The organism is Epilithonimonas sp., assembly GCF_032055105.1.
Taxonomy (GTDB): domain Bacteria; phylum Bacteroidota; class Bacteroidia; order Flavobacteriales; family Weeksellaceae; genus Epilithonimonas.
This window is the reverse complement of record NZ_DAMBRK010000011.1, coordinates 1-12,627: the sequence shown is the minus strand read 5'-3', so window position 1 is coordinate 12,627 and position 12,627 is coordinate 1. Positions and strand designations below refer to the sequence as shown.

15 protein-coding genes and 1 pseudogene are annotated in these 12,627 nt (G+C 39.3%); 14 read left to right on the top strand and 2 right to left on the bottom strand.

The genetic code is table 11. The features are described 5' to 3' along the window. Positions 1-280 precede the first annotated feature (280 nt). Entirely contained in the window at positions 281-1,000 is a 720-nt protein-coding gene (locus RTY06_RS10540) for a phage integrase SAM-like domain and Arm DNA-binding domain-containing protein (RefSeq protein ID WP_312824768.1), read from the top strand. After that, a complete protein-coding gene (locus RTY06_RS10535) occupies positions 928-1,482 on the top strand; it encodes a site-specific integrase (RefSeq protein ID WP_312824766.1) in 555 nt (184 codons plus the stop codon). The genes RTY06_RS10540 and RTY06_RS10535 overlap by 73 nt, the downstream gene beginning before the upstream one ends. A gap of 848 nt (positions 1,483-2,330) precedes the next feature. Here the strand turns inward: RTY06_RS10535 and RTY06_RS10530 are convergent. Beyond that, entirely contained in the window at positions 2,331-3,161 is an 831-nt protein-coding gene (locus RTY06_RS10530; protein WP_312824764.1) for an AraC family transcriptional regulator, read from the bottom strand. Between the two features lie 142 nt (positions 3,162-3,303). On the opposite strand from RTY06_RS10530, the gene RTY06_RS10525 reads away from it, so the two are divergent. The 12 genes from RTY06_RS10525 to RTY06_RS10470 all read left to right on the top strand — a co-directional run bounded on the left by RTY06_RS10525 (position 3,304) and on the right by RTY06_RS10470 (position 12,225). After that, entirely contained in the window at positions 3,304-4,416 is a 1,113-nt protein-coding gene (locus RTY06_RS10525; protein ID WP_312824763.1) for an L-dopachrome tautomerase-related protein, read from the top strand. A 139-nt stretch (positions 4,417-4,555) separates the two neighbouring features. Then, positions 4,556-5,290, top strand: coding sequence for an aldo/keto reductase (locus RTY06_RS10520; protein WP_312824762.1), 735 nt, complete (start codon positions 4,556-4,558; stop codon positions 5,288-5,290). Between the two features lie 11 nt (positions 5,291-5,301). Continuing rightward, positions 5,302-6,663 carry an amidohydrolase family protein gene (locus RTY06_RS10515; RefSeq protein ID WP_312824761.1) on the top strand — a complete coding sequence of 454 codons (1,362 nt, stop codon included), beginning with the start codon at positions 5,302-5,304 and terminating at the stop codon, positions 6,661-6,663. Positions 6,664-6,678: 15 nt separating this feature from the next. Beyond that, positions 6,679-7,827: an aldo/keto reductase gene (locus tag RTY06_RS10510; protein ID WP_312824760.1), complete on the top strand. Its 1,149-nt coding sequence runs from the start codon at positions 6,679-6,681 to the stop codon at positions 7,825-7,827. After that, positions 7,805-8,089: a DUF3861 family protein gene (locus tag RTY06_RS10505; protein ID WP_312824758.1), complete on the top strand. Its 285-nt coding sequence runs from the start codon at positions 7,805-7,807 to the stop codon at positions 8,087-8,089. Before RTY06_RS10510 ends, RTY06_RS10505 begins: the two co-directional genes overlap by 23 nt. A 43-nt stretch (positions 8,090-8,132) precedes the next feature. Then, the gene (locus tag RTY06_RS10500; protein WP_312824756.1) at positions 8,133-9,257 is read left to right on the top strand and encodes an L-dopachrome tautomerase-related protein; all 1,125 of its coding nucleotides are present in this window, start codon (positions 8,133-8,135) and stop codon (positions 9,255-9,257) included. 13 nt (positions 9,258-9,270) lie between these two features. Continuing rightward, complete coding sequence (locus RTY06_RS10495; RefSeq protein ID WP_312824754.1) at positions 9,271-9,819, top strand: VOC family protein; 549 nt, start codon at positions 9,271-9,273, stop codon at positions 9,817-9,819. A gap of 11 nt (positions 9,820-9,830) precedes the next feature. Next, on the top strand, positions 9,831-10,352 hold the full coding sequence (locus RTY06_RS10490) for a VOC family protein (protein ID WP_312824752.1): 522 nt from the start codon (positions 9,831-9,833) through the stop codon (positions 10,350-10,352). A gap of 7 nt (positions 10,353-10,359) precedes the next feature. Continuing rightward, positions 10,360-10,725 carry a VOC family protein gene (locus tag RTY06_RS10485; protein WP_312824750.1) on the top strand — a complete coding sequence of 122 codons (366 nt, stop codon included), beginning with the start codon at positions 10,360-10,362 and terminating at the stop codon, positions 10,723-10,725. A 40-nt stretch (positions 10,726-10,765) separates the two neighbouring features. Next, a complete protein-coding gene (locus RTY06_RS10480; RefSeq protein WP_312824748.1) occupies positions 10,766-11,068 on the top strand; it encodes a putative quinol monooxygenase in 303 nt (100 codons plus the stop codon). After that, on the top strand, positions 11,065-11,655 hold the full coding sequence (locus tag RTY06_RS10475; protein WP_312824747.1) for a cupin domain-containing protein: 591 nt from the start codon (positions 11,065-11,067) through the stop codon (positions 11,653-11,655). The genes RTY06_RS10480 and RTY06_RS10475 overlap by 4 nt, the downstream gene beginning before the upstream one ends. Positions 11,656-11,769: 114 nt before the next feature. Further along, positions 11,770-12,225 carry a DNA-binding protein gene (locus RTY06_RS10470; RefSeq protein WP_312824746.1) on the top strand — a complete coding sequence of 152 codons (456 nt, stop codon included), beginning with the start codon at positions 11,770-11,772 and terminating at the stop codon, positions 12,223-12,225. 167 nt (positions 12,226-12,392) lie between these two features. Here RTY06_RS10470 and RTY06_RS10465 read toward each other — a convergent pair. Next, positions 12,393-12,627, bottom strand: a pseudogene (locus RTY06_RS10465) (hypothetical protein); the annotation flags it as partial.

Genomic DNA, 12,627 nt, shown 5'->3' with positions numbered 1-12,627 from the left:
GGAGGTTACAAAATCCCTCACTCTCCGCTAGTTGTAAAAACAAACAACATCAAAAGTCTTTAAATCGTAGTATTTGAAGGCTTTTTTGTTTATTACACTATCTCATACTGCATCAAATAAGTGCAAATAAGAAGTGAGTGATTAGGTGCGTATTAAAAAATCATGTACTTATACGCACCTAAATTTATGAAAAGTGCCTATTCATAATATATACACGCTATTGAATATCTTGTAGGTTTTAAGGTTCAAAGATAATTTTATAATCTTTAAATTTTAAAAAATGCAAACTTACAGTCTTCTTTTTTATTTAAAAAAAGCAAAAGGAAATGTACAAACTTCAACAATTTATATTAGGTTGACGGTTGACGGTAAAAGGAAAGAATTTTCTACAGGAAGAACAATCAGAAATAAAGATTGGAATGCAAAAGGTGGAAAAGTTGTTGGAAATTCTCCAGCATCGAAATCTCTAAATTTATTTCTTGAAAGTTTAAGAACAAAGATTTTTGATTCATATAATTCATTATTTAATAGTGGTAAAACAATTACTAGTAAAAGTCTTAAAAATAAATTTCTAGGTATTGATGAAAGAAATTTTACACTTTTAGAGGTTTTTGGTAATCATAATGATGAAATGGAGGAGCTTATAGGTAAAGGTTATTCAGAAGGAACATGGGAGCGATACGAAACATCATTACGGCATGTACAGGAGTTTCTTATGTGGAAATACAAGATTTCAGATATTAATCTTTCGGAAATAAAACCTTCCTTCATATCTAATTTTGATTTTTTTTTAAGAACAGTTCGGAAATGCGCTAATAATACTGCAATAAAATACATCAAGAATTTCAAAAAGATTATGCGTCTTTGTATGGCAAACGGTTGGCTATCAAAAGATCCTTTTCTGGGCTACAAAGCAAAACTTAAGTCGTGGAACGTCCTTATCTCACAAAAGAAGAAATCCAAGCGATTTATGACAAAGAATTTGCATCAGAGAGATTGAGTCAAGTACGTGATATTTTCCTTTTTAGTTGTTATACCGGCTTTGCTTATGTTGACGTGAAGAAATTATCTAAATCTCATATTAATGTCGGAATAGATGGCGACAAATGGATATTTACAAATCGCCAGAAAACCAATACTTCAACAAGAGTTCCATTATTACCATTAGCGCAAGAACTGATTTTGAAATATGAAGAACATCCTGAATGTGTAAATTTAAATGTCTTGTTTCCTGTTCTTAGTAATCAGAAAATGAATTCTTATCTCAAGGAAATTGCCAATGTCTGTGGGATAAATAAAGAGCTTAGCTTTCATATCGCAAGACATACATTTGCTACAACAGTTACTTTATCCAATGGGGTTCCGATAGAGAGTGTAAGTAAAATGCTGGGGCACACGAATATAAAAACGACACAGCATTACGCAAAGATTCTGGATAAAAAAGTGAGTGATGATATGGCGGTTTTAAGGGAAAAGCTTTAAAGGGAAAGGAAATAAAAGCTAGAATAGCAAAGGAAATCAAAGATGAATTTTGAGAACTTTTCTTAATAGATCTTCAAAAAATTGAGTCAGATTCGCAACTAATTGATGTGGGGAGCAGAATAGCGGTACGAAATTCATCTTCCGATAAGATTCTAAGAAAAGTCATAAAAAAAGTCCGTTTCAACAACTGTGAGACGGACTTATGATATTAAGAAACTAAACTTATTTTTCATCTCTAAACTTCTTGACGTATGATTTTTAAAGCTGGATGCATTGTTTTTATAAATTAATTTGATGTTAATTACAGACAAAAATCATCATAAGGGGGACTTTAAAATTTTGATTTAAGATTTTATTCAATTCCAAAATTGATATTTTTTAGATAGTAGAAATCTCAGATATTGTTGACTGCATATATAAGGATATTACGCTGAGTCTATCGACTCCCATAAAATAAGTGTCCGACTCTAATAATAGTCTATCAGAAGGAATGTTCTAAATAATTTTAACACCATTTTTTTGCTTGAGTCATTGCATAATTAATGGAAAATAAAAACCAAACGATACCACTTTTTCTAAATCACTGATTGATCCTGAATAATTTTCAATTCTTAAAAGAAAGAATCGAAAAAGCAACTAAATTATAAGTTAGAGGTGTTTTGTTGAATATTTACATTAACAATAACAATGATTCGGTAGCATGGGAAAGCAGATAAATATATCAAGAATTTCAAATAGATTATGCGAATGCATATGATGTAGGCTAGATGTCAAAAGATCCATTTATGTGGCTACAAAGCAATTTAAAGCAGTAGAACTTGCCTTGGTATTTATGGTTTTGCAAACATTTACGATTTTCTTTTCAAATGCCCGATGGGTTGATTTTTCTTTCGCTTATAATAATGAGAGAGATGACTTTGATCATTAAACCCGAATTCATCTGCAATCTGCTTTAAAGTAACTTTTCCTGTTTCAATCCGTTTTTCAATAAGAGCCAGACGGTAGTTGCTGATATAATCCCTAAGCGAAATTTCAAAATTCCTTTTAAAGTAATTGCTGAAGTAACTTTCTGAAATATTAAAATGGGCAGCCAGATTATTAATTCTGATCTTTTCTGGCTTGTAGATGTTATGATGCAGATAAGTGATAATTTCTTCTTTTCCGGGCAACCCGTGATCTATCCTGATCTCCATTTTGGCTACGGTCTCTTTTATTAAAGCGAAAATGGAGAAAATCTGATAAAGTATGATTGGGGAAGTTGAAGAATCATCATTAAGATCATAATCCACGATATTTTCTATCGTGCGCCGTAAAATGGATTTGGTAGAGCTATCGAATTTCAACTTTACTTCTTTCAGCATTTTATGGCGCATCATTTTCTCAGGGGTTGTCTTGAAACTATCCTGCGATAAAGACCTGAGGACTTCAAAATACTGATCCGTAAACTTGATAAAAACCATTCTCGATGGTGTCGCAAATTCAAAATGATGTTCATCTTCAAGTGAGATAAAGAAGAGATCGCCTGGCTTATAAGGCGTAATAAGATTATTTAGATAATGTGTGCCCCTGCCTTCTAAGACATATACCAGTTCATAGTAAGTGTGGCTATGGCTGGGCAGGTGAAATGTATCTGCTACGAGGTCGTGAATGACCAGTGTATTGAACTGCTTTTTCTTCAAGAAAGTGGATTTATAACAAATGTACAAAAAAATCCATTATTTGTACAATTGTTGCCTTTTTGCCTTGTTTTAATTTTATAAAACAAATTTTCTGCTGTTAGCAGGTAATAAAAATATCCTCTCACATAATAAAATATCAGGTATGGAAAAACTCAAATCTATCATTCTCTTATTGTTAAATATCACTTATATGCAGGCACAAAATTCAAAAGCTCAGGTTATTGCTTCCATTAGTCCTCCCAATCCTGATATGTCTGGTATTGCGGTGAGTTCAGACGACCGAGTTTTCCTTGGTTTTCCACGACACGCAGACAATCACAAGGAATTTGCATTGGCAGAATTGAAAGACGGCAATTTAGCGCCCTGGCCAGACAAGAACTTTGTTTATCCTTCTGCAAAGCCGGTAAAAGATTGGCTGGTTTCGCCACACGGAATGTATATGGACAAAAATGACGTACTCTGGATATTGGACGACGGAAAACGTTCAGGAACAGATGAAATACCTGAAGGGGCGGCGAAAGTGGTTGCCATTGACATTAAGACAAAAAAGATTTTGCATTCATTGATTATTCCGAAACCAACCTTGCGCAGCACGGCTCATTACAATGATCTTCGTGTTGACCTTTCTCACGGTAAGAGCGGTACGGTGTACATTGCAAATTCTGGCTTTAGAAACGATTTTTCGTTGGTTATTATTGATGTGGCTTCGGGAAAGGTAAAGGAAGTATTGCGAAATCACGTGTCCACTTCTCCCGAGCCTGACTTTATGGCGTTCCTGGAAGGAGAACCTAGACGCCGGGAAAACAAACAGTTCAGTCTCCCTTCCGGTGGGGCCGATGGCCTTGCGCTCAGCCCGGATAACCAAACCTTATACTGGACAAGCATTTCGGGAAGAGTTATGTACAGTTTGTCAACTGCTGTGTTAAGTGATTTTGAGAAGACGAAAATGGACATTGAAGCGGCCGTAAAATCTGAGGGTCAGCATCCTGCTTGCGACGGCTTAGCGGAAGATGAGAATGGCAATATTTACTTCGGTGCCTTTGAACAACAATCATTGGTAAAAAGAACTCCAGACGGGAATTACGAAACCGTTTCACACGACACCAAAAACTATGTATGGCCTGATGGTCTGGCATTTCGCAACGGTTATCTGTATGTAACCCTCGGGCAATGGAACCGGCTTCCGGACTTCAACAACAAAAAGGATCTGCGTAAACCGCCTTATCTCGTAATGAAAATCAAGGTTCCTGAGTAACACAAACAATAAAGAATATGATAGATTAAATCACACTGAACGATGGTAATAAAATACCACAATTGGGTTTCGGCACCTACAAAGCTGCCGAGCAAGAAGGTATTGACAGTGTAAATTTGCACTTCAAAACGGTTATCGATTGCTGGATACAGCTGCTATCTATGGAAATGAAGTGGCGGTAGGCAAAGGCATTATAGAAAGCGAAATACCTAGAAATGAAATTTTTCTGACCACAAAGCTGCATCGTGAAAACCTTGGCTATGAAAGTGCAAAAAAAGCTTTTGCAGAATCTTTGGAAAAGCTGAAGCTGGACTATGTAGATCTGTACCTGATCCATTGGCCTGCCAATCCAAAAAATTACGATAACTGGCAAAAAGCCAATGCCGAAACGTGGCAGGCAATGGAAGAGCTGCAAAGCGAAGGTAAAATAAAATCGATCGGCGTGAGCAACTTCTGGAAAGAACACCTGGATGCGCTTTTGCAGACGGCAAAAGTGGTTCCGGCGGTCAATCAGATTGAATTTCACCCCGGTTACTGGCAGCCGGAAGTTACGAAACTCTGCAACGACCTTTCCATATTGGTAGAAGCGTGGTCGCCTTTGGCAAAGGGAAAAATTTTTCATAATGAAGTTTTGCGGTCAATTGCAGAAAAATACGGCAAAACAGTTTCGCAGGTGACTTTAAGATGGATTATTGAACTGGGTGCTGTACCCATTCCAAAATCGACCACCAGTGAAAGAATACTTGAAAATCTGGAAGTTTTCGATTTTGAACTTTTACCTGAAGACGTTGCCATTATCTGCGAGCTGCCTGTAATGGGCTTCAGCGGCGAACTGCCTAACGAATGGCCGGATGTAGTGAAAGTTGATCATTAAATAATAGAAATATGAAAAAATTAATCAATCTATCGGCATTGTGCCTGACATTGCTTGCGTTTTTCGGCTGCGGCAGCGAAAAGAAAGCTGGTGAAAATTCGACGTTATTTAAGAATGCCACTGTTCTTTCCGGTAATGGTGACGATGCAAAGATTAGCGACATTCTTGTGGAAGATGGAAAAATTATAAAAATTGGCGAAAACCTGAGCGATAAAGCCAATGATACGGTTGATTTGACGGGGAAGTTCCTGATGCCGGCATTGATTTCTGCGCACGTACACATCGGGCTTTTACAGGGAACGACCAATTCGGGCGATCATTATACCGAGCAAAATATTATGAACCAGTTGAAAAAATACCAGGATTATGGTGTTTTGAACGTGCTGGCTATGGGGAGCGACCGCTCGCTGATTTTTGAAAGCGGGTTGCGTGATAAATCGGTTGCAGGAACATTGGAAGGGGCACGGTTTTACAGCGCCGGTTACGGCTTTGGCGTTCCCAACGGTGCACCGCCAAAAGAAGTGGGAATGGACTATGTTTACCGACCGACTTCACCCGACCAGATTGCTGCAGAAATGGACAGCCTCGTAAAAGTAAAACCAACGGTAGTGAAACTTTGGGTAGATGATTTCAATGGGAAATATCCAAAAAAAATGGGTCCGGCCATCTATAAAAAAATCATTGACGAAGCACACAAAAGAAACCTCAGGGTTGCCGCACACGTGTACTACCTGAGCGATCTGCAGCATTTGGTAAAAGATGGTGCAGACATCATCGGTCACAGCGTTCGTGATAAGGTTATTGACGATGCCACCTTACAGGAAATGAAAGTTAAACACGTTATATATATACCTACGCTTTCGCTGGATGAATTTGCTTACATCTACGCCAAAAAACCGGAATGGCTGAACAACGAGTTTTTCAAAAAATCATTGGAGCCGGGAGTTTACGAAAAGATTACGTCCGAAGCTTATCAGAACGAACTTAAAAAAAGTCCGCTCTTTGCAGTAAATACCGAAGCTTTTAACACGGCATTGCAAAACCTGAAAAGGGTATTTGATGCCGGTATCCCTGTGGCATTTGGTACCGATAGTGGAGCGATGTTCCTGAGGGCACAAGGTTTTAGCGAACATCTGGAACTGCAATTAATTGTAGAGGCAGGTTTGACACCAAGTCAGGCGATAACCATTGCGACCAAAAATGCGGCAAAGGCTATTGGTATCGATAAAGATTTTGGAACCATCGAAAACGGTAAAACAGCAGATTTTCTCATTTTGAATGCGAATCCGTTGAACGATATCAAGAATACTGAAAATATCAATTCAGTTTATAAAGCAGGAAAAGAAGTAAGTAAAGGGCCTTTGGCAAAATAACTAAAAGTGAACGGTATGGATAGAAGAACGTTTTTACTGCAATCAACCCTTGCCACAGCGGGGCTTGCAACAACAACAGGCTTATCTGCCTTTGCAATTTCACCCAATAATAAAAAAACTATGGAAGATATAAAGATAGATGAAATCGAAAACCATTTTCCACAGCCTGAATCGTCACGTTTCCGCCCGAAAACAAAAATCGGGATGGGTGGCGTTGCACTGGGCAATGGCTTTCACGTGAACCCCGACGCAGAATGCATACAAGCGGTTGAAGAAGCCTGGAATTCAGGTGTCCGTTATTTCGATACCTCACCCTGGTATGGATTGGGAACAAGCGAAAGAAGAATGGGGATCAGCTTGAAAGACAAAACAAGGGAAGAATTTACACTTTCATCGAAAGTTGGCAGGATACTTTCGCCGCAGGAAGATTTCAAGATGGAAAGAAGCCTATGGTATGGAAAGCTTAATTTTTCATATAGATACGATTATTCTGCTGCCGGCGTAAGGAAAAGTGTCGAAGACAGTTTACAACGTTTGGGCGTTTCTTCGCTCGACATTATATTCATCCACGACCTCTCACCGGACAATGGCGATATGAAGCAGGACTGGTTAAAGTATTTTGACATCGCTGCAAAAGGTGCAATGCCCGAACTGACCAAAATGCGTGAAGAAGGCTTGATTAAAGCCTGGGGTTTAGGCGTGAATACCATTGAACCGATTTTAAAAACCATTGAGGTTGCCGACCCTGATATTTTCCTTTCGGCCTGCCAGTACAATCTCATCAAACACGATGAATTGTTTAATAAGGTTTTTCCGAAGGCTGCCAAGCGGGACATTTCTTTTGTGATCGGATCACCGCTTTGTGCCGGCTTTCTTTCGGGAAAAGACCGCTATCTATACAGTCCTGATTTTCCGTCTGGCGTTAAAGCAAAGTTGGCGGCGTTGCAGAAAGCTGCGGCTAAACACAAGGTCGATTTGCGTACTGCAGCGTTGCAGTTTTGTGCAGCTCCTGAAATTGTTTCGGGCGTTATTCCTGGTTCGCACACTATTCAGCAGGCAACGGAAAATGCAGCTTCGTTCGGTGTAAAAATTCCTAATGAATTTTGGGACGATTTGAAAAAACAGCAATTGATTTTGGAAAATGTGGCAATTCCCAAAGTTTAAAACGGGAAAAAGAAACAATAAATACCAAATTCCGCCAAAAGAATTGGGAGGTAAACATGATGCAGAAGCAAACCCATCACTAGGCTTTGATTTAGCAAACCACAATGCCCTCTTCCACATCTTCAATCTGATACGGGATAAGAATTTGTTCGGGAAAGAAGTGACTGACCTTGCATTTGCAGTTGGCTGTAAACTATTTACAGAAGGAATTATTACCATCTCCTTTTTGAAGCTTTGCGACCGTAGATGTTTGAATCCATAAAAAAACTGAAAAGCAGTTCAATAGAGTATAAAATAATTGAATAATGAAGAACGCAATAAAAATGGCGGCAATCGTCCTGGCGCTTTCCGTCAACAAAAAAACATTTTCACAAATGCCAAATCAAATACCAAAAAATACCAGTTTGGAGTACCAACTCGAAAAGGAAGCAGCCGGTGTCGCAGTGAGCGATGACGGAAGGGTTTTCCTGGCACTTCCCCGTGGAGGCGAAAATCATCAACTGCCATCGATTGTAGAAATGGCAGGACAAAAGATGGTAGCCTTTCCGAATGAGGAAATCAATAAAAATCTAAATTCGGATTATAAAAACCACTTAGTTTCCGTATTGGGTATCACCGTCTACAAAAACACACTCTGGATACTTGACCAGGGCAAAAGAGCCGGTGTAGATGGTATTCCTGATGGCTCCACAAAGGTTGTTGCGGTAGACATTAAAACAAAAAAAGTCATTAAAAACATTCCTATCCCCAAGCCATTTTTCAGGGAATCCATTCAATTGAACGACCTGCGCTACGACCCTACACACGGCAAGGAAGGAATGATCTATATTACCAACAATGGCTATTCAAAACATGACCAATCGCTTATAGTAATGGACGTGGCAAGTGGGGAACTGCGAGAAATGTTTAAGGATATTCCCGAAGTGTCACCGGCAAAAGGTTTTATGAGCTTTGTAGAAGGCAAACCACATGTTTTGAACTTTGATAAACCCACGATGCCACAAGGCGGCGTCAACGGGATAGAATTGAGCAAAGATTTTAAAAAGCTCATTTGGACTACGCCGACCAACCCGGATTATTATAGCATCTCTACCGATAAAATCAGTGACTTTACGCTTACGGATTTTGATTTAAGAAAGGAAATAAAATGGGAAGGAAAAATTGTTTCCAATGGGGGTATTGCTATTGACGAAGAAGGCAGTATTTATTTCGGTGATGCTTCCCGGTATAGCATTATTAAAAAAGACTCGCAAGGCAATGTATCGCTTGTTGCCTACGACCCACGTTTGATTTGGCCGGATGGATTGGCGGTAAAAAACGGTGTTCTTTACGTAACTATCGGGCAATGGCACCGCCTTCCAAATATGAACGATGGCAAAGATTTGAGGACACAGCCCTATCAGGTGCTGAAAATCCCATTAAATAACTAAAAACAATATTATTATGAATTATCAAAAATCAGAAGTGCGGGCAATTGATCATATCGGTATTACAGTACCTGATCTGGAAGCTGCAGCCACATATTTAGAAAAAGCTTTCGGTGCAGTATCTATCTACGATAATGTTGTGCCTACTGATGAACCACAAACAGGGGCTGATACAGAAGCCAAACTTGGTCTTGCAAAGGGTTCAGCCATTGTACATATGCGGATGATGCGGATTGGTGATGGTGCCTGTATCGAACTTTTTGAGATGAAGGTTCCCGGCAATCGCAAGAAAGATATTATACCAACGGATATAGGATTGCAGCATTTTGCCGTCTATACTGACAATATTGAGGAAACAAAACAAAAGGTATTGGCTGCTGGTGGACGTGTTTTGAAAGGCCCGAATGAAATGCTCGGACGTGAAGGCGGAGAAGGCAACCAGTTTATGTACACAGTTACTCCCTGGGGTAGCTTTGTGGAACTGATCACCTATCCATCTGAACTGGAAATTGAAAAGACAACGCCACTCAGGAGATGGAAACCCGAGCCAGGAAAAGATGAGTAAAAATAAATACAATGGAAAAAACTAAAATTTCAAGAGGGATAGACCACATCGGTATTACCGTTCCAAATGTAAATGACGCTTCGGATTTTCTGGTAAAAGCTTTTGACGCAGAAGTTTTGTACGATGTGCAACCTGAAAATGACAAGCCAATGGAAGGCAAACTAACCGAGCAGCAACTGGGCATCCCGAAAGGCGCAAAGATTGTGCATATGAGGCTGGTACAGATTGGAGAATCGGCGACAATAGAATTGTTTGAGTTTGAAAATACAAACCAAAATGATCCGGCAAAGCTGAATGATTATGGATTGCAGCACTTCTGTCTGTACACGGATGATATTGAAACAGCCGCCAAACAATTTGAAATAGCAGGCGGCGAACTGCTGTCGAAAATACATCCGTTGACGGGAGTGGAAGATGCTCCCCGCAACAAAGGGGTTTACGGGAAAACCCCTTGGGGAAGCCTTGTAGAATTGATTACTTATCCCGATGGCCTTACAAATCCGAAACTGCACAGATGGACACCGGAAAAATAAATTAACAATGCCTACACTCACAGTAAAAACCATAGATCACGTTTTGATTAGCATTCCAATTGGCAGCAGAGCTGAAGCGGTCAATTTTTACACAAAAATTCTCGGGTTTGATTATATCGCCAAGGATCATACACCGACCGCAGAATGGTTCCAAATGGGTGATAAGCAGTTGCACATCCGCGAAGAAGAAAACATTAATAATTCCGAAAGCAGCCGACATCTCGCCTTGGTTGTAGAAAATTTGGAAGCCGCGAAAACTTACCTGGAATCTCAAAAAATAGACATTTCCCGGTCAACGAAAATTGAAGGGCGGGAAAGGATTTTTTTTCGCGACCTGTGGGGAAACCGGTTTGAACTAGTAGAAATAACTTAAAGATTATAAGAAAATTGTTTGACCATAATCAAATTAAAAAATGATATACGTAATCGCCAAAAGCGTCGCGAAAACCAGCAAAATAGATGAGACAAAAAAAGCAATGACCGCTCTGCTGGAGCCTACGCATAATGAAAATGGGTGCATCCAATATGACCTGCACCAGGATCAGGACAAACCGGAAATTTTCTTTTTCTACGAAAGATGGGAAAGCCGGGAGATACTGGATAAACACCTAAAATCTGACCACTTGAAAATCTGGAGCGACGAGCAGAAAGAACTGCTGGCAGAGCCGATGGAAGTGATTTTTTTGGATAAAGTTGATTCAAGAATGCAAAAGTGAAAAGGAGAAGATTTATACAATTATCGTCATTGGGAATCGCGGCGATGCCTTTCTTCAGCATTACAGGAATACTGAATTTGGAAAATATGGAAGTTAAAACTTTTTACTTTAAAGATGACGGTATTATCCCCAATAGCAAATTCCCGCTTTTAGTATATAAAAACGCGTTCAGCGAGCGGGGAAACTCCGGTGCTGATTTTCTGGAGAAAAAATTCAGGGACCATAACTGGTACAATTCCTGGCGTTGGGGCGTTTATCCGTTTCACCATTACCACAGCGTTTCGCACGAAGTCCTGGGTGTTTTTCAGGGAACTGCGCTCCTACATATGGGCGACCCAAACGGTGAAAAACTGAATGTGGAAGCAGGCGATATCCTCATTATTCCAGCAGGCGTTGGCCACAAATGTATTTCGCATTCCGAAGATTTTACCGTTGTGGGCGCTTATCCGAACGGAATGGATTATGATCTGGTAAAAGAAGAAAAATCAAAGCACGCCCAATCGGTTAAAAACATACAAAAAGTTTCTTTTCCTTCTGACGATCCGCTTTTAGGGAAAACCGGCGGTATAAAAAAGTATTGGAAATAAGTTTTTTTATTACGATTTGATTCTCCAATGCTAACAACATCACACCAACCCTCAAAAAATTATTATGAAAAATATATTTTAATCACACTGGCACTAATTTGTATCACCAACGTTATGAATGCACAAAATTTTAAATCAATACTTTGGACTGCGAGAAAAGCAGGCGACAGCTATATTGTAAGTGTAAAAGACAAAACCAGCATCCTGGATGCGCTCACGGATTTTGTGAAAAATCAGAAAATTCAGGCCGGCCAAATTACAGGAATCGTCGCTGTGAATGAAGCTACTTTGCGTTTCTTTGATCCCACTACAAAAAAATATGTCGATAAGACATTTACAGAACAAATGGAGATCTCCAACCTTTCCGGTAATATCTCCGAAGAGGAAGGTAAACCGCTACTCCACATTCACGCAACACTCGGAAGGAGAGATTATACCGCATTCGCCGGACATTTACAGGATGCAAAAATACGCGGCGCCGGCGAGTTTTTCATCTACCCTCTCAATCAGAAAGTCGTAAAAGTGAAGAATGAAGAAGTGGGGCTTAATTTTTATGATTTTGAAAAGTAAACAATCAATTCATAAAGTTCCCAAGCTTGCTCAGCACTATTTGTGAAAGTTTTTTCCACAATCGCAATTTTACCTGATAGCAAATCTTTCTTTTCCAGATCTTAATGAGTATCAATTTATTAGTTAACTACTACTAATTCTACCAGATTTGTCCTCTAATAATTCATCTAAAATCCATAGGATTTTACATACTCATAATCAGTCTTGATTTTTTTTGTATTTCTTTCTACAGTACCTGCCAATTCATAACCTTGATGTAAATGAAGAAACGGGGCAAAGAAACTCGAACCCATGAAGCCATAGCCAATGATGGCTGTGTTTATTTTTTGTGTCATAAATTCTATATAAACCCGTAGTGCATTATAAAAAAGGCTACTCATAATACGAAAATTTCGTATATTG